Source organism: Mitsuaria sp. TWR114 (assembly GCF_007997345.1).
The window spans coordinates 16,265-37,422 of the sequence record NZ_VOSR01000005.1; the positions used below are offsets into that span (position 1 = coordinate 16,265).

General features: G+C 69.2%; 19 protein-coding genes and 5 pseudogenes. 17 read left to right on the plus strand and 7 right to left on the minus strand.

All coding sequences use genetic code 11. The features are described from left to right. Positions 1 to 294: 294 nt before the first annotated feature. Together FUT87_RS00330 and FUT87_RS00335 are read right to left on the minus strand one after the other, a co-directional pair. Positions 295 to 747 (minus strand): MaoC family dehydratase, encoded by a 453-nt coding sequence (locus FUT87_RS00330; RefSeq protein WP_147239712.1) that lies wholly within the window; start codon positions 745 to 747, stop codon positions 295 to 297. A 70-nt stretch (positions 748 to 817) separates the two neighbouring features. Then, positions 818 to 1,479 (minus strand): annotated as a pseudogene (locus FUT87_RS00335) (ParA family protein). A 61-nt stretch (positions 1,480 to 1,540) separates the two neighbouring features. On the opposite strand from FUT87_RS00335, the gene FUT87_RS00340 reads away from it, so the two are divergent. From FUT87_RS00340 to FUT87_RS00350, 3 genes and pseudogenes are all read left to right on the plus strand, one after another. Further along, positions 1,541 to 2,161, plus strand: coding sequence for an NAD(P)H-dependent oxidoreductase (locus FUT87_RS00340; RefSeq protein WP_255488599.1), 621 nt, complete (start codon positions 1,541 to 1,543; stop codon positions 2,159 to 2,161). Positions 2,162 to 2,178: 17 nt separating this feature from the next. Further along, positions 2,179 to 4,142, plus strand: a pseudogene (gene kefC, locus FUT87_RS31505) (glutathione-regulated potassium-efflux system protein KefC). Between the two features lie 25 nt (positions 4,143 to 4,167). Further along, positions 4,168 to 4,608 carry a DUF1841 family protein gene (locus FUT87_RS00350; protein WP_091722534.1) on the plus strand — a complete coding sequence of 147 codons (441 nt, stop codon included), beginning with the start codon at positions 4,168 to 4,170 and terminating at the stop codon, positions 4,606 to 4,608. A gap of 258 nt (positions 4,609 to 4,866) precedes the next feature. Here the strand turns inward: FUT87_RS00350 and FUT87_RS00355 are convergent, their stop codons facing one another. The 5 genes and pseudogenes from FUT87_RS00355 to FUT87_RS28225 all read right to left on the minus strand — a co-directional run bounded on the left by FUT87_RS00355 (position 4,867) and on the right by FUT87_RS28225 (position 6,613). Beyond that, on the minus strand, positions 4,867 to 5,256 hold the full coding sequence (locus FUT87_RS00355) for a hypothetical protein (RefSeq protein ID WP_091722530.1): 390 nt from the start codon (positions 5,254 to 5,256) through the stop codon (positions 4,867 to 4,869). 61 nt (positions 5,257 to 5,317) lie between these two features. Beyond that, entirely contained in the window at positions 5,318 to 5,638 is a 321-nt protein-coding gene (flgM, locus tag FUT87_RS00360; protein WP_091722525.1) for a flagellar biosynthesis anti-sigma factor FlgM, read from the minus strand. A gap of 120 nt (positions 5,639 to 5,758) precedes the next feature. After that, a complete protein-coding gene (locus FUT87_RS00365) occupies positions 5,759 to 6,052 on the minus strand; it encodes a flagella basal body P-ring formation protein FlgA (protein WP_147239713.1) in 294 nt (97 codons plus the stop codon). Positions 6,053 to 6,059: 7 nt separating this feature from the next. Continuing rightward, positions 6,060 to 6,221 (minus strand): annotated as a pseudogene (locus tag FUT87_RS31510) (flagellar biosynthesis protein FlgA); the annotation flags it as partial. Next, positions 6,161 to 6,613, minus strand: coding sequence for a hypothetical protein (locus FUT87_RS28225; protein WP_186830286.1), 453 nt, complete (start codon positions 6,611 to 6,613; stop codon positions 6,161 to 6,163). The gene FUT87_RS28225 and the pseudogene FUT87_RS31510, both read right to left, overlap by 61 nt. A gap of 164 nt (positions 6,614 to 6,777) precedes the next feature. Between FUT87_RS28225 and flgB the strand changes: the two genes are divergently transcribed. The 14 genes and pseudogenes from flgB to FUT87_RS00445 all read left to right on the plus strand — a co-directional run bounded on the left by flgB (position 6,778) and on the right by FUT87_RS00445 (position 21,154). Next, a complete protein-coding gene (flgB, locus tag FUT87_RS00375; RefSeq protein ID WP_091722518.1) occupies positions 6,778 to 7,164 on the plus strand; it encodes a flagellar basal body rod protein FlgB in 387 nt (128 codons plus the stop codon). Positions 7,165 to 7,186: 22 nt separating this feature from the next. Further along, a complete protein-coding gene (gene flgC, locus FUT87_RS00380) occupies positions 7,187 to 7,603 on the plus strand; it encodes a flagellar basal body rod protein FlgC (RefSeq protein WP_091722515.1) in 417 nt (138 codons plus the stop codon). Between the two features lie 49 nt (positions 7,604 to 7,652). After that, the gene (locus FUT87_RS00385; protein WP_091722510.1) at positions 7,653 to 8,312 is read left to right on the plus strand and encodes a flagellar hook assembly protein FlgD; all 660 of its coding nucleotides are present in this window, start codon (positions 7,653 to 7,655) and stop codon (positions 8,310 to 8,312) included. A gap of 70 nt (positions 8,313 to 8,382) precedes the next feature. Then, on the plus strand, positions 8,383 to 9,786 hold the full coding sequence (flgE, locus tag FUT87_RS00390; RefSeq protein WP_091722507.1) for a flagellar hook protein FlgE: 1,404 nt from the start codon (positions 8,383 to 8,385) through the stop codon (positions 9,784 to 9,786). 43 nt (positions 9,787 to 9,829) lie between these two features. After that, complete coding sequence (flgF, locus tag FUT87_RS00395; RefSeq protein WP_091722504.1) at positions 9,830 to 10,558, plus strand: flagellar basal-body rod protein FlgF; 729 nt, start codon at positions 9,830 to 9,832, stop codon at positions 10,556 to 10,558. Between the two features lie 51 nt (positions 10,559 to 10,609). Beyond that, positions 10,610 to 11,392, plus strand: a complete 783-nt coding sequence (gene flgG / locus FUT87_RS00400) for a flagellar basal-body rod protein FlgG (protein WP_091722501.1) — start codon at positions 10,610 to 10,612, stop codon at positions 11,390 to 11,392. A gap of 94 nt (positions 11,393 to 11,486) precedes the next feature. After that, the gene (locus tag FUT87_RS00405) at positions 11,487 to 12,182 is read left to right on the plus strand and encodes a flagellar basal body L-ring protein FlgH (RefSeq protein WP_091722496.1); all 696 of its coding nucleotides are present in this window, start codon (positions 11,487 to 11,489) and stop codon (positions 12,180 to 12,182) included. Between the two features lie 46 nt (positions 12,183 to 12,228). Next, a pseudogene (locus FUT87_RS00410) lies at positions 12,229 to 13,376 on the plus strand (flagellar basal body P-ring protein FlgI). A gap of 342 nt (positions 13,377 to 13,718) precedes the next feature. Further along, positions 13,719 to 14,276, plus strand: a pseudogene (gene flgJ / locus FUT87_RS00420) (flagellar assembly peptidoglycan hydrolase FlgJ); the annotation flags it as partial. A gap of 38 nt (positions 14,277 to 14,314) precedes the next feature. After that, positions 14,315 to 16,291: a flagellar hook-associated protein FlgK gene (gene flgK, locus FUT87_RS00425; RefSeq protein ID WP_147239716.1), complete on the plus strand. Its 1,977-nt coding sequence runs from the start codon at positions 14,315 to 14,317 to the stop codon at positions 16,289 to 16,291. Between the two features lie 35 nt (positions 16,292 to 16,326). Further along, on the plus strand, positions 16,327 to 17,574 hold the full coding sequence (gene flgL / locus FUT87_RS00430; RefSeq protein ID WP_091722479.1) for a flagellar hook-associated protein FlgL: 1,248 nt from the start codon (positions 16,327 to 16,329) through the stop codon (positions 17,572 to 17,574). 31 nt (positions 17,575 to 17,605) lie between these two features. After that, positions 17,606 to 18,703, plus strand: coding sequence for a sensor histidine kinase (locus FUT87_RS00435; protein ID WP_186830287.1), 1,098 nt, complete (start codon positions 17,606 to 17,608; stop codon positions 18,701 to 18,703). 144 nt (positions 18,704 to 18,847) lie between these two features. Then, positions 18,848 to 20,521 carry a long-chain-fatty-acid--CoA ligase gene (locus FUT87_RS00440; protein ID WP_147239718.1) on the plus strand — a complete coding sequence of 558 codons (1,674 nt, stop codon included), beginning with the start codon at positions 18,848 to 18,850 and terminating at the stop codon, positions 20,519 to 20,521. A gap of 87 nt (positions 20,522 to 20,608) precedes the next feature. Continuing rightward, a complete protein-coding gene (locus tag FUT87_RS00445; protein ID WP_091730484.1) occupies positions 20,609 to 21,154 on the plus strand; it encodes a hypothetical protein in 546 nt (181 codons plus the stop codon). Positions 21,155 to 21,158: the final 4 nt, after the last annotated feature.

A 21,158-nucleotide genomic window follows, 5' to 3' on the forward strand; every position in this document is an offset into this window, starting at 1 on the left:
CCTTGGATGGTCGGACTGCGGCGACAGGCTTCCTGGCCCGCCGTCCCGAATGACTTTTGAACTAGGGCGCGATCATAGGCGTGCCCTCAGCCACCGGCACTCCCCCTTACGGTGGCATCGCCACCAATAGAAAGTTCTATAGGCAAACCAAAGAATCTGTATTCGCCCGGCTGGGTGCCCGGCCGTGACTGCACCGCATCGAGTGTGACAGCCGAAAAAACGCGCTTCGGAAATGATCGAAATGTCACGCCGGGGCGATTGGCGCCCGTGGTCCGCGGGCGCAGGCCGTGCGCGTCAGCGGTGCTGCCGGGTCAGCGATTCGGCGATGCAGACCGGCTTGCCGCCGGCCTCGCGCTCGACGGTGACCTCGACCATCATCTGCACCCCGCCCTCGATGAGCTCCAGCCGCTTGAGCACGAAACGCCCGCGCAGCCGGCTGTCCACCGGCACCGGCGCCGGGAAGCGCACCCGGTCCAGGCCGTAGTTGATGCCCATCCGGACCTCCCTCACCCGAAAGGCGGTCTCATAGAAGCGCGGCAGCAGGCTGAGCGTCAGGAAACCATGCGCGATGGTGGTGCCGAAGGGGCCGGCGGCCGCGCGGGCCGGGTCGGTGTGGATCCACTGCTGGTCCTCGGTCGCATCGGCGAAGGCCTGGATGCGGGGCTGATCCACCGCGATCCAATCGGACACGCCGATCTCCTGCCCCACCAGGGGCGCCAGGTCTTCCAGCTTCTCGAACATCCGCATCCCGGTCTCCTCTCGTTCCGACGTGATTCCGATGGGGTCGGCGCCGGCGGGAGCGGGATGGACGCCGGCGTCAGTCCTTGCCGTCCTTCCCGTTCCTGACCGGCCGCTCCAGCCAGGCGCACAGGCCTTCCCACTGCGCCAGATCGCGGGCGACGCGGCCGGGGGCGATGTCCCAGAGCGTCAAGCCGCGGGCGGCCAGCTGCACGTAGTTCTGGGTGTCGCGCAGCTCGGCCAGCAGCGGCAGCCGGAGCTGCTCGATGAACTGATGCAGTTGCTGCTGCGACAGCGTCCCCTCGCGCACCCGCATCGCCACCAGGGCGATGTCGGCCTGCCGGCCGGCCCGTCGCGATCCCGGGCCGCATCTTGCAGTTCGCGGACGAAGTCGTATGTCGCCTGGATGTCAAACAGGCTGGGTTGCAACGGCACGAGCACCCGGTCGGCCACCTTCAGCGCCTGCGCCAGCTTCTTCCCGTGGAGTCCGGCGGGGGTGTCGAGCACCGCGTGCGACACCCCCTTGGGGGTGCGCAGCTGTTCGGCGGACGCCAGTTCCCAGCCGCGGATCGCCGGCAGCGCGGCGGGTCGCTGCGCCAGCCAGCGGGCCGAGGATTGCTGCCGGTCAATGTCGCCCAGCATGACCGCATGGCCGCGATGGGCCAGGAAGCCCGCGAGGTTGCTCGCGAGCGTGCTCTTGCCAACGCCGCCCTTGGGGTTGGCGACCAGGATCACCGGCATGGCCTCTCCTCTCCTCGATGAGGTGCGCGGGATGTTATGCGATACCGCAAAATCCGCCGCCATGAGCGCCCCTCCGTCCATCCTCCTCCTGGCCGCGCACCCGGACCTCGCCCATTCCCGCGTCACGCGGGCGATGCTGTCCGCGGCCCAGGGCCTGTCCAACGTCCGCGTGCGCGATCTCTACGCGCTCTATCCCGATTACGCGATCGACACCCCCGCCGAGCAGGAGGCGCTGCGCGACGCCGAGCTGCTGGTCTGGCTGCATCCGCTGCACTGGTACGGCATGCCGGCGCTGATGAAGCTGTGGGTGGACGAGGTGCTGAGCGTCGGTTTCGCCTACGGCCAGACCGGCCACGCGCTGCACGGCAAGGACCTGTGGCTGGTGACCTCGGCCGGCGGCAGCGCCCATTCCTACAGCGCCGACGGCTACAACCGCCATCCGGTCGGCGACTTCCTGCTGCCCTACGCCCAGACGGCCGCGCTGTGCGGCATGCGCTTCCTGCCGCCGCTGGTGCTGCACGGCGCGCAGAAGGCCAGCGCGGAGCAGGTCCAGGCCCATGTCCAGGCCTTCGTCGACGGCCTGCGCGCGCTGCCCGAGTGGTGCGAGCGCCAGCCCGAGCCCGCCCAGGAGGCGGTGCCCGACGACGAGCGCCCGGTGCGCGAGGAAGGAGCGCCGGTCTGATGGACATCGCTTCCCCGATGGCCGCGGCCTCCGCCGCGATGGGCGCCGCTTCCGCCGCCGCTTCTGCTGCCGTGACCTCCGCCGTGAGCGCCACCGATGCGGCGGCCCATGGCGCGCACGGCAACTGGCTGCTCACGCCGCTGGTGCTGCTGACCGCCGCGGTGCTCGCGGTGCCGCTGGCGCGCGGCCTGAAACTGGGCTCGATCCTGGGTTACCTCGTCGCCGGCGTGCTGCTCGGGCCGCAGGTGCTCGGGCTGATCAGCCAGCCCGCCACGGTCCTGGAGATCGGCGAGTTCGGCGTCGTGCTGATGATGTTCCTGGTCGGCCTGGAGCTGGAGCCCAAGCGGCTGTGGGCGATGCGCCGGCCGATCTTCGGCTGGGGCTCGGCGCAGATGCTGGGCTGCGCGGCGCTGCTGCTGATCCCCTCGTTCTTCCTCGATGCCGACTGGCATGCCGCCGTGATCGCGGCGCTGGGCCTGGCGATGTCGTCGACGGCGGTGGCGCTGGCCACGCTCAGCGAGAAGAACCTGGGCAACACCCGCGCCGGGCAGAGCGTCATCAGCGTGGCGCTGCTGCAGGACATCGCCGCGATCCCGGTGCTGGCGCTGGTGCCCATCCTGGCCAGCCAGGGCCGGCCCGCCGGCGGCCACTCGGGCGGCAGGATCTGGCTGGCGCTGGGCGCGCTGGTGCTGATCGTGCTCGGCGGCCGGCTGCTGCTGCGGCCGCTGCTGCGCTGGATCGCGCGCAGCGGCACGCCGGAGATCTTCACCGCCGCCTCGCTGCTGCTGGTGCTGGCGGCGGCGATGCTGATGCAGAAGGCCGGGCTGTCGATGGCGCTGGGCGCCTTCGCCGCCGGCGTGCTGCTGGCCGAAAGCGAGTACCGCCGCGCGCTCGAGGCCGACCTGGAGCCCTTCAAGGGCCTGCTGCTGGGCATGTTCTTCATCGCGGTCGGCATGGGCCTGGACCTGACGGTGCTGTGGCACAAGCCGCTGGCGGTGCTGGGCCTGCTGGCCGCGCTGTGGCTGTGCAAGGGCCTGGTGCTGGCGGTGCTGGGCCGGGCGATGGGCCTGCCCAAGCCGGAGCGCGCGGTCTTCGTCATCCTGCTGGCGCAGGGCGGCGAATTCGGCTTCGTCGTCTTCCAGCTCGCCGAGCAGGCCACGCTGCTGGACGCGGCGCAGCGCTCGGTGCTGGTGGCGGCGGTGGCGCTCTCGCTGGCGCTCACCCCGGCGCTGCTGGCCTGGGCGCAGCGGCGTGCCGGGCAGTCGAGCGCAAGTCGCCGCACGAGCTCACCGAGCCGCAGGACTCGCAGGTCATCATCGCGGGCTTCGGCCGCTACGGGCAGATCGTGGGCCGGATGCTCTTCGCCAACGGCATCTCGGCGACCGTGCTCGACCATGATGCCGACACCGTCGAATCGCTGCGGCGCTTCGGCTGGCGCGTCTTCTGGGGCGACGCCACGCGGCTGGAGCTGCTGCGCATCGCCGGCGCCGAGCGCGCGCACGTGCTGGTGCTGGCGGTCGACGACTTCAACCACAGCGTCAAGATCGCCGAGATCGCGCGGCAGCACTTCCCGCACCTGACCATCGTGGCGCGGGCGCGCAACGTCCAGCACTACTACGCGCTGCGCGAACTGGGCGTCGAGCTCATCGAGCGCGAGACGCTGGACTCCGCGCTCATGAGCGGGCGCAGCGTGCTGCAGCAGCTCGGTTGGGAACCGCACGCGGCGCGGCAGATGGCCTGGCGCTTCCGGCGCCACTCCGTCGAGCAGACCGAGGCGATGCGCCCGCACCGCGGCGACCTGGACACGCTGATCGCGATGTCCAAGCGCGGCCGCGAGCAGCTGGAGGAACGCCTGGCGGCCGAGCGCAAGGCGCTGGCCGAGGGCAAGGGGCGCAACCCGTGGCAGGAGCCGCACCTGGCGCCGGGCACGGCGCCGGTGCCGGCCGGCGCTCCCGATCAGCCCCAGCCGGGCAAGGCCTGAGGCCTGCGGCGAGAATCGCGCTCTTATGTTTGCTCCTTCCCAACTCGAGGTCCGGCGCTTCTTCTGCCAGGCCTACCGCAAGCAGCGCGACGGCCTGCCGCTCACGCCGATGGAGGCCATCGCTTCCGACTGGATCGCCCAGCATCCCGAGTACCACGACGAACTGGCGGACGAGGATGCCGCGCTGGCGGCGGTCTACACGGTCGAGGACGGCCGCACGAATCCCTTCCTGCACCTGTCCATGCACCTGAGCCTGATCGAGCAGCACCAGATCGACCAGCCGACGGGGGTGCGCCAGGCGCTGGACCTGCTGGCGGCGCGCCGCCAGTCCCTGCACGAGGCCCATCACGAAGCGATGGAATGCCTGGGCGAGATGATCTGGAGTTCACAGCGCAGCGGCCTGCCCCCGGACGGCCACGCCTACCTGGACTGCCTGCGCCGCAAGGCCACCCGCACGCCGACCTGACTCCAGCCCCCCGCCCACTCCCTAAACTCCCCCGCAGTCCACCGTCCCCGGTGGTCGAAGGACGGTGATGGTTGGGGACGGTGAGGCGTGGGGTTTCCGCGCTTGCCGCGGGGGCCCCATGCCTCGGCGGCCAACGCCCCGGTCGATGCAGGTGGGCGGTCGCCCGGACGCCACGGGCGCTCCCCAAACGCCACCGGCGCTTCCAAACGCAAAAAGGCCACGCATCCGCGTGGCCTTCTTCATCCGAAGCTCTGAAATTCAGGCCTGGATCGCCCCACCCAAGGCCGACTTGCGCTCGTTCTTCCCGGACGCGCCGTACAGCCCGCTCGGTTCCCCGGGCATCAGCACGTCGATGGCGCGGTCCAGCGCCGCGGTGGCGCGGGCCAGCGACTCGCGCTGGGCGGCGACGCGGCCGCCTGCCTGCATCAAGCGGGTCCGCAGGCCTGCCGGCACCGTGCCGGTTCGAGCGGCGGCGCTGAACTGTTCGATGGCGCGAGCCAGGGCCGCATGCAGCGACGCCGCGTGCAACTCGATCGCCTGGGAGTCACGTCGATGCAGCGCCTCGCCCAGCAGGTTGAGGCAGCTTTCGACGTCCTGCAGCGGCTGCTCCAGGTCGACGGGGGTCGAGTTCAAAGGCGTGGCGGTCATGGCATCACCGGAAAAGCTTGGTCTTTGGTCGCTTCAGCTCAGCTTTTTACGATTGAGCGAATCAGTGCGAAGGCTGCGTGCGGCCCAGCATCTCGGCCGCGTTGGCGATCAGCTTGTCGGCGATCGCATCGGCGTTGATTTTGAACTCGCCCTTCTCGATCGCGCTGGCAATGCGTGCGACCTTTTCCGCGTCGAAGCTGCCGTCGTCGGGGGCGCCCGCGATCAGGCTGCTCGCGGCGCTCGACAGCTCGACCTTGGACCCCTCGCCGGACGCGGCCGTTCCGGCCTTTCCAGCCTTGGCCGCACCGGCCTCGGGGGTCCCGGTGGTGGTCCCGCCCACTTTCGAGTAGGCGTTCAGGTCAGCGTTGTTACCGATCTTCATGGCAAATCTCCATGGGCCCGAGGACTTCCGGACCCCTTCCAGTACCGGGTATTTCGACCCGTCTGGGCGGAACTTGAGGGGCGAGCTTCACAAAATCGACAGATCGCTCGGTGAAGGGCGTCACAGTACCACCTCCACCTTGCGTTCACCCACGGTACGCGCGGTGACCATGCGGCCATTGTCGAAGCGTACACGGACATCCTGGCCTTCCAGGCCCACGCCCATCGCCTGGCCTTCGCCCGCGACCGCGTAGCCGTTGCCGGTCGCCATGACCTGCACCCGGTCGCCCGGCTGCACCCATTGGCGCAGTTTGAGGTCGGCCGACCGCAGCGCCTCGCCGGCCGCGACGGCCGGGCCAGTTGGCGACGAGCCAGCCTTCCGCTTGTGTATAGATGGCGCCAGCTTCGCCGGCAATGTCGACTTCGGCCAGCCGCAGCTGTTCTTGAGTCAGCAGGGTCCCGGCCGGCAGGTCGGCGGCGGCGACGAAGGCCTGGCCGTAGACCTTGATGGTCAGCGGCAGCGTCACATTCCACTTGGTGACCCCGGCCAGGCAGCGCAGGCCCAGGCGGGTGCGCCCCCACATCCGGGTGCCGGCGGCAAATAGGGCTGGATCTGCGCGCACGGCGCCAGGCGCAGGCGCGGGTCCAGCCGGCCGAGTTCCACCTCGACCCGGGCCTGGTTGGGCGCGACCTGGCGGGCGCCGGCCATGGCCAGGGTCTGCAGGCGGTCCTCCAGCGTCGCGTCGAGCGCGCCCAGCGCGGAAGGTTCGCCATTGGAGCCGTTGGAAGCAGCGGCCTGCGCCGCGGCGCCCCCTTGCTGCGCCATCGTCAGCTGCAGGCGCGGCGCGCCCGGCGTCTGGGCGTCCGCCTCGTCCACCAGTCCGAACATCAGCCACACGGACATCAGCGCCCCCGCCAGCAGGGCGGGCAGCGCCTGCGCGTGGCGGGCGTGAGAGGAGGTGCAGGGTTGCGGCATGGGACGGAACTGTACGGATCCGGGGCGCGCCGGTGGCTTCGAAATGGGCCGGGATCACCCGTCTTATCGCGCTCATGTTTTCGGACCCGCTGCCCACAATGCCCGAACGTGACAAACCGGGGCCGCGTCCCGACGCCACCCGCCCCGTCCCGAAGGAGATGACCATGCTGAACCGACTGTCCGATGCGATGAACTTCCAGGCCCAGGCGCTGACCCTGCGGGCGGAGCGTCAGCGCCTGCTCGCCAGCAACATCGCCAACGCCGACACCCCGGGCTACCAGTCCAAGGACATGGATTTTGCGAAGGCGCTGCGCGAGGCCACCTCCCCCGCCACGACCGCGAACTCCAACCAGACCCTGACCCAGCGCACCCAGAACGCGCTGCAGAGCAGTTTGAGCGCCATGACCAGCATGGACAGCAACACCGTCGACATGGACCGGGAGCGTGCCAGCTTCGCCGACAACACCGTCAAGTACGAAGCATCGCTGCGCTTCCTCAACGGCAGCATCCGCACGATGCTGGACGCGATGAAGTCGCCGAACGCCGCCTGATCGCGCAGGACAGGAGATCGTCATGTCGATGTTCAACATCTTCCACATCAGCGGCAGCGCCGTCAGCGCGCAGAGCCAGCGCCTGAACGCGGTGGCCAGCAACATGGCCAATGCCGACACCGTCGCCGGTCCGGACGGCCAGGCGTACAAGGCACGCCAGGTCGTCTTCCAGAGCGTGCTGGCCCAGAACGGCATGGACCAGACCGACGTCGGCGTGCAGGTGGTGGGCGTCCAGGAGAACCAGACCCCCGGCCGCCGCGTCCACGATCCCAGCCACCAGCTGGCCGACGCCGACGGCTACGTCACCTACAGCAACGTCAACAGCGTCGAGGAGATGGTCAACATGATCTCGGCCTCGCGCTCGTACCAGAACAACCTCGAGGTCATGGGCACCGCCAAGTCGCTGCTGCTCAAGACCCTGCAGATGGGCCAGGGCTGAGCGCCCGCCGGCCTGAGCCCCGCCTGACCTCCCGCACGGAAAGCCTCCCATGGACTTCACCGCCCTGAACGCCAACACCAAGACCGGCGCCGCGTCGAACACGGGCGCCAGCAGCCCCACCGGCACCAGCGCGCAGGAAACCTCGGACCGCTTCCTGAAGCTGCTGGTCGCCCAGCTGCAGAACCAGGATCCGATGAACCCGATGGACAACGCCGCGGTCACCACGCAGATGGCGCAGATCCAGACCGTGACCGGCGTCAGCACGCTGAACTCGAGCATCCAGGGCCTGGCCAGCCAGTTCGGCCAGATGCAGGCGCTGCAGAGCGTCAGCCTGGTCGGCCGCGAGGTCACCGTGCCCGGCGACAAGGTCACCGTCGCCGACGGCAAGGCCACGCTGAACTTCGACCTGGGCAGCGCCGCCGACAGCGTCAAGCTGGAGGTGCTCAACGGCGCCGGCGCGGTGATCTCGACCCAGGACCTGGGCAAGATGAAGAGCGGCATGCAGTCCTACACCTGGGACGCGTCCAAGGCCGCCGAGACCACCGGCCTGAGCTACCGCGTCACCGCCAGCAGCGGCGGCACCGCCGTCACCGCCACCACCCTGATGCGCGACACGGTGCGCGCCGTCAACACGAGCGGCTCCACCCTGCAGCTCGAACTGAAGAACTCCGGCCTGGTCGACTACGACAAGGTCCGCGCGCTGGGCTGATCCCAGCATCCCCCGGCCCGCCCTTCCCGCACACCCGCATCACCCGCCTGAATCGCCCAAGGACACCCCCATGAGCTTCCAACAAGGCCTCTCCGGACTGAACGCTTCCAGCAAGAACCTGGAAGTCATCGGCAACAACATCGCCAACTCGCAGACCTACGGCGCCAAGTCGTCGCGGGCCGAGTTCGCCGACATGTACGCCGCCTCGCTCAACGGCGCCGGCACCAGCGACGTGGGCATCGGCGTGCAGCTCCAGACGGTGGCCCAGCAGTTCACGCAGGGCAACATCTCGATCACCGAGAACCCGATGGACCTGGCGATCAACGGCGCCGGCTTCTTCCAGGTGTCCGACGGCAAGAGCCCGACGGTGTACACCCGCAACGGCCAGTTCAAGGTCGACAAGGAAGGCAACATCGTCAACAACGACCAGCTCAAGCTGATGGGGTATCCCGCCGACGCCAACGGCGTGATCCAGCCGGGCCTGGCGCAGGGCCTGAAGCTGCCTACCGGCGGCATCGACCCCAAGGTGACCAGCGACATCAAGATGGAGTTCAACCTGGACTCCCGCGCCGGCCCGACCGCCGCCTACGACCTGACCGACCCGGCCGACCCCAACTCGCCCAAGATCGACAAGACCGGCATCACGCTGAACGACCCGACGACGTACAACAACGCCACCTCGATGACGGTGTACGACGCCAAGGGCCAGCCGACCGCGCTGACGATGTACTTCCAGCGCGCCAACAACGCCGACGCCAACGGCAACACCGTCTGGAACGTGTACCTGACCGCCAACGGCAGCGCGATCCAGTACGACGCCCAGGGCAACCCGATCGACACCGACAACGGTCAGCCCGGCGGCAATCCGCTGACGCCGTTCACGCAGATGACCTTCCTGCCCACCGGCGGCAAGCCGGTCTCGCCCGGCCCGAGCGAGTTCCTCAACCTGAAGATCCCCGCCGGCGTGAACGCCCAGGGCGCCCCGACGCTGCCGATCCCGGCGCCGCCGGCCGACCCGTCCGACCCGTCGGTGCAGGGCATCAGCTTCGACCTGCGTTCGGCCACCGAGAACGGCTCCAACTTCGCGGTCACCGACCTCACCCAGGACGGCTACGCGCCGGGCCAGCTGGTCGGCATCAAGCTGGAAGACAACGGCATCGTCACCGCCCGCTACTCGAACGGTGAATCCAAGCCGGCCGGCCAGGTCGAACTGGCCAACTTCCGCAACCCGCAGGGCCTGCAGCCGCTGGGCGGCAATGTCTGGGCGCGCACCAATTCGTCGGGCGACCCGGTGGTGGGCGTTCCCGGCGACGGCAACCTGGGCTCGCTGACCCCCGGCGCGCTGGAGGAATCCAACGTCGACCTGACCTCCGAGCTGGTGAACATGATGACCGCGCAGCGCGTCTACCAGGCCAACTCGCAGACCATCAAGACGCAGGACCAGGTCCTGCAGACGCTGGTCAACCTGCGCTGATCCCGGCGCGCCCGACCCCACCGCCGATCGCTGAGGAGTTCCGATGGACCGCATGATCTACCTGTCGATGAGCGGCGCCCAGGCGGCGATGTCGCGCCAGGACGTGCTCTCCAACAACCTCGCCAACGCCAACAGCAACGGCTTCCGGGCCGAGCTGCAGGCGTTCCGCGCGGTGCCCATCCGCGGCGACGGCGCCTCCACCCGCGCCTTCGCGCTGGAGACCACCACCGGCCACGACCTGAGCGCCGGCCCGATCACCACGACCGACCGCAACCTGGACGTCGCGATGAAGGGCCGCTCCTGGATGGCGGTGCAGGCGCTGGACGGCACCGAGGCCTACACCCGCGCCGGCTCGATGGACGTGGACCAGGACGGCGTGCTGCGCCTGCGCAACGGCCTGCAGGTGCTGGGCGACGGCGGCCCGATCACCGTCCCGCCCAACTCGACGATCTCCATCGGCGACGACGGCACCGTGGTGGCCAAGTCCGACGGCCAGCGGCCGGTCAACATCGGCCGCATCAAGCTGGTCACCGAGGACGGGCGCTTCACCCGCCGCGATGACGGCCTGTTCATCGCCGACGGCGGCGACCCGCTGCCCGCCGATCCCAATGCCCGGCTGCAGTCGGGCGCGCTCGAGGGCTCCAACGTGAGCCCGGTCGAGACCATGGTCGGCATGATCGCCGCCGCCCGCCAGTTCGAGCAGCAGATGAAGATGCTCTCGATCGCCCAGACCCACGGCCAGGCAGCGTCCAAGCTGCTGTCCGACAGCTGACCCGTTCGCTGAACGGATCCGCCCGCCCCGCACAGGAATCAGGAGTCCCCGATGCTTCGTTCGCTCTGGACCGCCAAGACCGGCATGGAAGCCCAGCAGACCCAGCTGGACGTCATTTCCCACAACCTGGCCAACGTCTCGACCAATGGCTACAAGAAGTCGCACGCCGTCTTCGAGGACCTGATGTACCAGACGCTGCGTCAGCCCGGCGCCAACAACACCGAGCAGACCACGCTGCCCACCGGCATGCAGGTCGGCCTGGGGGCCCGCGCGGTGGCGACCTCGCGCAGCCACTCGCAGGGCAGCCTGACGCAGACGTCCAACTCGCTGGACGTGGCGGTCAAGGGCAACGGCTTCTTCCAGGTGCAGATGCCCGACGGCACCACCGCCTACACCCGGGACGGCAGCTTCCAGCTCGATCCCAACGGCCAGATCGTCACCAACAACGGCAACACGGTGCTGCCCGGCATCATCGTGCCGGCCGACGCCAAGTCGATCTCGATCGGCGCCGACGGCACGGTCAGCGTCACCACCGCGGCCAGCGCCACGCCGACGACGCTAGGCCAGTTGCAGCTGGCCAACTTCATCAACCCGCCGGGGCTGGAATCGCTGGGCGGCAACCTGTACGCCGAGAGCGTCGCCTCGGGCACGCCGCAGACCGGCGCCCCCGGCCAGAACAGCCTGGGCACGGTGCAGCAGGGCTTCGTCGAGACCTCGAACGTGAACGTGGTCGAGGAACTGGTGCAGATGATCCAGACCCAGCGCGCCTACGAGATGAATTCCAAGGCGATCCAGACCACCGACCAGATGCTCCAGAAGCTGTCGCAGATCTGACCGGTCGCGGGGCCCTTCTTCGGCGGACCGGGCGGTGAGCGCCCGGGCGACGATGCGAAGGTCCGCCTTCCCGTGCGCGATTCAAGGAGTTGTCATGCCTTCGTTCCTGTCCTCGATCCGATTGAGCCTGGTGGCCGCCGCGGCGCTCGCCCTCACCGCCTGCTCCACCATGTACCCGCAGCCGCGCGTGGACATGCAGCCCGCGCCGGTGGTGAAGATGCCCGAGCCGATCCCGGCCTCGGCCAACAACGGCGCGATCTACCAGAACGCCAACTACCGCCCGCTGTTCGAGGATCACCGCGCCCGCCTGGTCGGCGACATCGTCACCGTGCAGATCGTCGAGCGCGTCAGTGCCACGCAGAAGTCGAGCAGCGAACTGGACAAGAACGGCGCCATCGGCGCCAGCGTCAGCGCCATCCCCGGCATCGCGGCCAATTCCTTCGGCGGCGGCCGGGCCGAGCTGACCGGCTCCTCGTCCAACAAGAGCACCGGCAAGGGCACCAACGAGAACACCAACGACTTCTCCGGCACCATCACCGCCGTCGTCACCGGGGTCTTGCCCAATGGGCACCTGCTGATCTCGGGCGAAAAGCAGGTCGGGGTCAACAGCAACGTCGACGTGCTGCGCTTCTACGGCCAGGTCGACCCGCAATCGATCCGCCAGGGCAACACGGTCGCCTCGACCGCGATCGCCAATGTCCGGGTCGAGCAGCGCGGCCGCGGCGCCGTCGCCGACGCGCATGGAATTGGCTGGCTATCCCGCTTCTTCTTGAACCTTTCGCCCATTTAAGTTTCCCCACAATCGGTCACACGAGTCTGGCTACCGTGTGACCGAGATGTACCCCACCACCGCCTTCCCCCGCTTCCTGTCCCGCTCCCCCCGCCTGCTGGCCTCCGGCCTGCTCGCGCTGATGGCGCTGCTCGCGATCGCGACGCCCGCCGAGGCGACGCGCATCAAGGAGGTCGCCGCGGTCCAGGGCGTGCGCTCCAACCCGCTGACCGGCTACGGCCTGGTGGTGGGCCTGGACGGCACCGGCGACCAGACCACCCAGGCCCCCTTCACCGGCCAGAGCATGACGGCGATGCTGCAGCAGTTCGGCGTGCTGCTGCCGCCCGGCGTGACCATGCAGCCGCGCAACGTCGCGGCGTGATGATCACCACCCAGCTCCCCCCGTTCGCCCAGCCCGGCCAGCCGCTGGACGTCGTCGTGTCGTCCATGGGCAATGCCAAGAGCCTGCGCGGCGGCACGCTGATCGCCACGCCGCTGCGCGGCGCCGACGGCCAGGTCTACGCGATCGCCCAGGGCAACCTGATCGTGGGCGGCGCCGGCGCCTCGGCGGGCGGCTCCAAGGTCCAGATCAACCACCTGAGCGCCGGCCGCATCCCCGGCGGCGCGCTGGTCGAGCGCAGCGTGCCCACGCCGCTGCAGCAGAACGAATGGCTGCAGCTGGACCTGAACAGCTCCGACTTCGGCACCGCGCGCGCCGTCGCCAAGGCCATCAACAAGGCCAAGGGCGAAGGCACGGCGATGGCGCTGGATGGCCGCGTCGTCAAGGTGCGCGCGCCGCTGACGCCGGACGCCCGCGTCGCCTTCCTGGCCGACATGGAGAACCTGAGCTTCGACCAGGAGACCCCGGCCGCGCGCATCGTGATCAACGCCCGCACCGGCTCGGTCGTCATGAACCAGGCGGTCACGCTGCAGCCCTGCGCGGTCGCGCACGGCAACCTGGCGGTGACCATCTCCAGCACGCCGCAGGTCAGCCAGCCCAATGCGCTCTCGGGCGGCCAGACCACGGTCACGCAAAAGACCGACATCTCCATCAAGCAGGACCCCGGCTCGCTGATCCAGCTGCCCGCGGGCGCGCGGCTGAACGACGTCGTCAAGGCGCTGAACACGCTGGGCGCCACGCCGCAGGACCTGCTGGCGATCCTCCAGGCGATGAAGACGGCCGGCGCGCTGAACGCCGAGCTGGAGGTGATCTGACATGGCGCTCTCCACCCCGCTGAGCAACGCCCTGGGCATGGGCGCGAACTTCGCCACCAACGGGCTGTCCTCGGACACCCGCTCCGTCGAGCAGCTCAAGTCCACCGCGTCGCGCGACCCCAAGGCCGCGGTCAAGGAGACCGCGCGCCAGTTCGAGGCCCTCTTCATGCAGGAGGTCATGAAGAGCATGCGCCAGGCCACGATGAGCAGCGGCATGATGGACAACTCGGCGACCCAGATGGGCGGCGAGATGCTGGACCAGCAGTACGCCGCCAAGATGACCGGGCTGCCCGGCGGCCTGTCGCAGGCGATCGAGCGCCACCTGCAGCGCCAGCTCGGCGTCAAGGACGGCGAGCTGCCCACGGCCAAGGGCGCGACCAAGGTCCAGCAGCTGCCGCAGCTGGCGGTCAAGAACGTGCAGCCGCATGTGCAGGACTTCATCCTCAAGCACGACGCGCCGCCAAGGCCGCGCAGGCGTCCACCGGCATCCCGGCGAGCTTCATGATCGCCCAGGCGGCGCACGAGTCCGGCTGGGGCAAGCGCGAGATCCTGAACAAGGACGGCTCGAGCAGCTTCAACGTCTTCGGCATCAAGGCCGGCGCCAACTGGACCGGCAAGGTCGCCGAGGTGCAGACCACCGAGTACGTCGACGGCAAGCCGATGAAGGTGACGGCCAAGTTCCGCGCCTACGGCAGCTATGAAGAGGCCTTCAAGGACTATGCCCGCCTGATCGGCAACAACGACCGCTACCGCGATGTCGTGGCCAAGGCCAACACCGGCAGCGCCGAGGGTTTCGCCAAGGGCCTGCAGAAGGCCGGCTACGCCACCGACCCCGACTACGCGACCAAGCTGGCGCGCACCATCAACACCACGATGCGCGTGCAGCGCGCGCTGGCCTGATCGCGCGCCGCTGAGGACCAAGGAACGAGGAGCCCGAGATGAGTACCTCCCCGCTGCTGTCGCTGGGCATGCGCGCGATGTTCGCCAACCAGGCGGCGTTGCAGACCATCGGCCAGAACATCGCCAACGCGAACACCGCCGGCTACTCGCGCCAGGAAGTGGTGCTGACCACGCCCGAAGGCCAGTTCACCGGCGCAGGCTACTTCGGCAAGGGCGTGAACGTGCAGACGGTCACCCGCTCGCACAACGAGTTTCTGACCCGCGAGGCGGCGGCGGCCAAGTCGCAGGCCTTCGCCGACACGACCATGCAGGCGCAGCTCGGGCAGCTGGAGAAGCTCTTCCCCACCGGCGCGGACGGCCTGGGGCAGTCGGCCAATGATTTCCTGAACGCGCTGGTCGACGTGGCCAGCCGCCCGTCCGACCCCTCGGCCCGCCAGGTCGTGCTGGGCAAGGCGCAGGCGCTGGCCTCCCGTTTCCAGAGCGCCGGCCAGCAGCTGGCCGACCTGCAGGCCGGCGTCGTCAGCGACATGAACGCCGACGTCAAGCAGGTCAACGAGCTGGCCAAGCAGATCGCCGCAGCCAACGACCAGATCGCGCGCGCCTCCGGCAACAGCCACACGCCCAACGACCTGCTGGACAAGCGCGATCAGCTGATCTCGCAGCTCAGCCAGTACGTGCAGGTCAGCACCGTGCCCAACGCCCGCGACGGCACGATGGGCGTGTTCATCGGTGGCGGCCAGGTGCTGGTGCTGGGCGGCCAGGCGCAGCAGCTCTCGGTCACGCCCGACCCTTACGACGGCGCGCGCGCGCAGCTGTCCATCAGCGACACCAGCGGCACCCGCGCGCTGGACGACAGCACGCTGACCGGCGGCTCGCTGACGGCGCTGCTGCGTTACCAGAACACCCACCTGCAGGACGCCCGCAACCTGCTGGGCCAGATGGCGACCGCGGTCGCCACCCGCGTCAACGAGCAGCAGAGCCTGGGCCTGGACCTGAAGGCGCAGGCCGGCGGACCGCTGTTCACCATCGCCGATCCGGCGGTGCGGCCGGCGTCGACCAACCGCGGCGACGCCACCGTCAGCGCCACCGTCACCGACGGCGCGCTGGTGCCGGCGCTCTCGTTCACCGTCACGCCGGACCCGACCGGCACGCCCGACAGCTACCAGATCGCGGTGCGCCCCGGCGGCCAGCCCACGATCATGAGCAACGACCAGATCAAGGCGGCCTACGGCATCAGCCTGTCGACCAGCGGCACGATGCAGCCGGGCGACAGCTTCCTGCTGGAGCCGGTGGCCAACGCGGCGGCCAGCTTCAAGCGCTCGCTCGACGATCCGTCGGGCCTGGCCGCGGCCTCGCCGATCATCGCCACCACCGACGTCAACAACAAGGGCACCGCCACCGTCGACGCGCTCTACGCGGTCAACGACAAGTTCGACAAGAGCAAGCAGCCGGCGACCGTGCAGTTCGGCAGCGTCAACGCCGACAACAGCATCAACTACACGATCACGCTGTCGGACAACACCTCGGTCAGCGGCACCTGGAAGGCCGGCGGCAAGATCGGCAACGATCCGGCGGCGGGCGTCGACCTGGGCTTCGAGCTGAGCCTGAACGGCGTGCCGCGCGAGGGCGACAAGATCGCCCTGCAGGTTTCCGACCAGGTGGTCTCGACCAACAACGGCAACGCCAAGGCCTTCGTCGCGATGCAGAGCGAGCCCTTCCTGGGCAAGCAGCTGCAGGCCGACGGCAAGCTCTCGCGCGGCCAGACCGTCAACGAGGCCTATGCGTCGGCGATCGCCGACATCGGGTCGCGGGTGCAGGGCGCGGACTACCTGGCGCAGGTCTCCACCACGGTGGCCTCCGCGGCGGAGCAGACCCGTTCCAGCCAGGCCGGCGTCAACCTCGACGAGGAAGCCGCCAAGCTGATGCAGTTCCAGCAGGGCTACCAGGCCGCCGCCAAGATGCTGCAGGCCGCGCAGAGCCTGTTCGACCAATTGCTGAGCGTCGTCGGCCGCTGACGCGGCGCACGACCCGTTTCCAGAAGGACGCCGCCATGCGACTCGCCACCAACAACATGTTCGACGCCAGCATCGCGACGCTGCAGCGCCGCCAGCAGGAGATGCAGGAGGCGCAGCAGCGCCTGACCAGCGGCAAGCGCGTCGAGAAGGCCAGCGATGACCCCACCGGCGCGGCGCGGGCCGAGCGCGCGCGCACCTCGATCGGGCAGGTCGACGCCAGCCAGCGCGCGCTGGAGGCCAGCCGCAACAGCATGACGCTGGCCGAGAGCGCGCTGGGCGACGCCAACGAGCTGATGCAGCAGATCCGCGAGACACTGGTCGCCGCCGGCAACGCCAGCTACAGCGACCCCGAGCGCAAGGGCCTGGCGACCAAGATCCAGGGCCTGCGCGACCAGCTGCTGGCCATCGCCAACCGCACCGACGGCGCGGGCGGCTACCTGTTCTCGGGCCAGGGCACCTCCGGCGTGCCCTTCCTGGACAACCCGGTCCAGCGCGATGCCAACGGCGCGCGCATCGGCGGCGGCGTCGGCTTCGAGGGCATCTCGGGCAGCGTCACCACCGGCAACCTCGAGAACTATCCGCTGAGCGTGGACGGCCGCGCCGCCTGGGAGCAGGCGCGCAGCGGCAACGGCAGCTTCGAGACCGGCCCCGCGCCCAACGTGCTGACCGGCAAGGCGTCCACCGGCTACATCGATTCGGGCCGCGTCACCGACCCGGCGCTGGTCACCGGCGACAGCTACAGCATCGTCATCAGCGGCACCGCGCCCTCGCAGACCTACACCGTCTTCAACGAGAGCCAGGGCCACGTGCCGGTGGCCAGCGACAACTACAGCGGCGGCAACACCATCAAGTTCGACGGCATGGCGATGACGGTCGCCGGCACGCCGTCCGACGGCGACAGCTTCAGCGTCAAGCCGTCGACGGCCGACCTCAAGCTCTTCGAGGTGCTGGACCGCACCATCGAGTCGCTCAAGACCACCGGCCGCACCGCGCCCGAGATCACGCAGAGCAACCTGATGAACCTGCGCGACGTGGATGCCGTCATGGGCAACCTGGCCAACGTGCGCAGCCAGGTCGGCGAGCAGATGAACAACCTGGACGGTTCCGAGTCGCGGCTGCAAACGCTCAAGGTTTACAACCAGGCTGAGCAATCTGCCGCAGAGGACCTGGACATGACCCAGGGCATTTCCGACTTCCAGAACCAGCAGACGGGCTACGATGCGGCGCTGAAAACCTACTCGATGGTGCAGCGCATGTCGCTGTTCCAGTACATCAACTCCTGATGCGCCGATCTGCATGAACTCGACACACGCCGTGCTGGGCCAAGTGGCCCTGGGCTACGCGCCCCTGGTTTCCAAGTCCTTCGACATCGAAGCCACACGCGTCACCGTGTTCGCGCTTCGCCCTGAAGCCACGCCCGACGCGTCGGCCCTGCTGGCGGCGCTGGCCGAGGCCTTCCCGGCCAAGCCGGTGCTGCTGAACGTGGCGCACGAGGGGCTGCTCAAGGGTCTGCTGGCCGCGGCCCTGCCCGGCAACATGAAGGTCGAGGTGCCGGCCTTCCTGCTGTCCGATGCCGACCTGGCCGCCCAGGCCCAGGTGCGGGGCGCGCTGCTCAAGGGTCGCTCGGACGCGGCCGGTTTCAAGCAGCTGGTGCTGGACCTGCAGGAGCTGGGCGGCGGTCCGCTGCCGGCCGGCAAGTCGGTGCTGGTCTCGGGCGCGCGCAGCGCGGCCGACTTCAAGCAGGCGCTGGACGCGCGCACCCGCGAACTGCAGGACCGCTGGGAAGACCTGCAGGACAGCGAGCGGCAGCGTTCCGCGGCACAGGAGCGCGAGCGCCTGCTGCAGGAGATGCACGATGGCCTGGGCTCGCAGCTCGTGACCGCGCGCCTGTGCGCGGAGCGCGGCGTGCCGTCGCAGGCGCTGGTGGGCCAGCTCGACGAATGCATCCGCGAGATGCGCCTGACCGTCGATGCGCTGGCCGTCACCGACGGCGACCTGACGCTGCTGCTGGCCAACCTGCGGCACCGGATGGCGCCGCGCCTGCAGGACGCGGGCCTGGAGCTCGACTGGCAGCTGACCGACGTGCCGCTGCTGCCCACCTTGCGCGGCACCGGCGGCCGCGAGCTGATCCGGATCGTGCAGGAGGCGCTGAGCAACATCATTCACCACGCGGGGGCCACGCGGGTCCGGTTCTCGACGCGGGTGGACGCGGCCCGCGGACAGGTCCTGCTGTCGATCGTCGACAACGGCCGTGGCATGGCCGTCGACCTGCGCCAGGGCAATGGCCTGCGCGGCATGCGCCGTCGCGCCGAGCGGATCCGCGCCGCCATCGACTGGCGCCCGCCCGAGGATGCCGCCGTCGAGGGCGGCACCGAGCTGCTGCTGCGCCTGCCGCTGCACGCCGATGACTGAACGTCAACGCGCGATCGACACCGATCGCGGTCGTTCCCGGTGCGTTCTGGAGTCATCTCTCCACTTTGTGCGCTCTATCGAATCCCCTGATGGGGGGCGCATGGCGATCAGCGAGAATCCGCGCCGTACCTTGGAGACAGAACAATGGAGAAGAACTGGCTGAAGCACTATCCGGCCGGGGTGCCCGCCGAGATCGATGCGGATGTCTATCCCTCGCTGGTGGAGCTGATGGAGGCCGCGTTCAAGCAGTTTCCCGAGCGCGCCGCCTACAAGATGCTGGGCCGCTCGATCAGCTTCGCGCAGATCGACGAGGCCTCGCGCGCGCTGGCCGCGTACCTGCAGGGCCTGGGCCTGGAGAAGGGCGACCGCATCGCGATCATGATGCCCAACGTGCCGCAGTACCCGGTCGCCGTCGCGGCCGTGCTGCGGGCCGGCTTCGTCGTCGTCAACGTCAATCCGCTGTACACGCCGCGCGAGCTGGAGCACCAGCTCAAGGATGCCGGCGCCAAGGCCATCGTCATCATCGAGAACTTCGCCGCCACGCTACAGCAGGTGCTCGCGAGCGTGCCCACCAAGCACATCGTGCTGGCGGCGATGGGCGACATGCTGGGCTTCGCCAAGGGCATGGTCGTCAACTACGTGGTGCGCAAGGTCAAGAAGCTGGTGCCGGCCTTCGAGCTGCCGTCGGCGGTGCGCTTCAACGACGCCGTCGCCAAGGGCCGCGGCCAGACCTACAAGCGCCCGACGGTGGGCCCCAATGACATCGCGGTGCTGCAGTACACCGGCGGCACGACCGGCGTGTCCAAGGGCGCGGTGCTGCTGCATCGCAACCTGGTGGCCAACACGCTGCAGTGCGAGGCCTGGTACCAGCCGGCGCTGAAGAAGAAACCCGCCGACGAGCAGCTGATGAGCGTCTGCGCGCTGCCGCTGTATCACATCTTCGGATTCACGACCAACCTGATGCTGTCGATGCGGGTGGGCGGCTGCAATGTGCTGATCCCCAATCCGCGGGACCTGCCGGCCGTGTTCAAGGAACTGAGCCACCACAAGATCCACAGCCTGCCGGCGGTCAACACGCTCTTCATGGCGATGGCCAACCATGCGCAGTTCAACACGGTGGACTGGAGCGGGCTGGTGATCTCGGTGGGCGGCGGCATGGCCGTGCAGCAGGCCACCGCCCGACTGTGGCTCGAGAAGACCGGCTGCCCGATCGTCGAGGGCTACGGCTTGTCGGAGACCTCGCCGGTCGCCTGCTGCAACCCGACCGACAGCACCGCCTACACCGGCTCGATCGGCCTGCCGCTGTCCGGCACCGAGGTGACGCTGCTGGACGATGACGGCAACGAGGTGCCCCCCGGCGGCACCGGCGAGATCGCGATCCGCGGTCCGCAGGTGATGGCCGGCTACTGGCAGCGGCCGGACGAGACCGCCAAGGTCATGACCGCCGACGGCTACTTCCGCACCGGCGACATCGGCACCGTGGACGAGCGCGGCTTCTTCCGCATCGTCGACCGCAAGAAGGACATGATCCTGGTCAGCGGTTTCAACGTCTATCCCAACGAGATCGAGGATGTGCTGACGCAGATGCCGGGCGTGCTGGAATGCGCGGCCGTGGGCGTGCCCGACGAGAAGGCGGGCGAGGCGGTGAAGGTCGTGATCGTGCGCCGCAACCCGGCGCTGACCGAAGCCGACGTGAAGGCCTTCTGCGAGGCCAACCTGACCGGCTACAAGCGGCCGCGGATCATCGAATTCCGCACCGAGCTGCCCAAGACGCCGGTGGGCAAGGTGTTGCGCCGTGAATTGCGCGACAAAAAGTAGCAGTCGGTAGCAGTTTTCGGGAATGCTCGCGGGCGAAACCCGCCCATGTCCGCCTAAAGTTCGCCCTCCTGTGGAGGAGGCAAGGCCGTGCTCGAAGAACGTTACGAAAAGACCGAGGCCGGGAGAGCGGAAATCAAGTCGCGCGCGCTGGTGCAGGCGCGCGTGGCCCGCAATCTGCTGCTGGTGATCGACGCCAGCAAGACCGGTGCCGACTGGGTGGCGATGGTGCAGGGCGCCGCGCCGGCAGACCTGGAACTGCTGATCCAGCACCAGTTGGTGAAGGCGACCGCCGGCGCGCCGCTGTCGCGGCCCATGGGGCCGGCGTCGATCGCGACGCCGATGGGCGCGGGGCCGTCCTCGCGCATGAGCGGCGCCTCGCCGTCGCGGCCGGCGCCCTCGCGCCTGGCCGGGGTGCCGACCTCGTCGCTCGACTACGCGCAGCTCTACACCGCGCTGAGCACCTTCGCCAAGCAGCAGGGGCTGCTCAAGGGTTACAAGCTGGCGCTCGAGGTCGAGCAGTGCAGCGACATGAACCAGCTGCAGACGCTGGCGCTGGACATCATCGACCGCGTGCGCGCCACCAAGGGCGACGCCGCGGCCCACGAACTGCGTGCGACACTGGGCTTCAACTGAACCG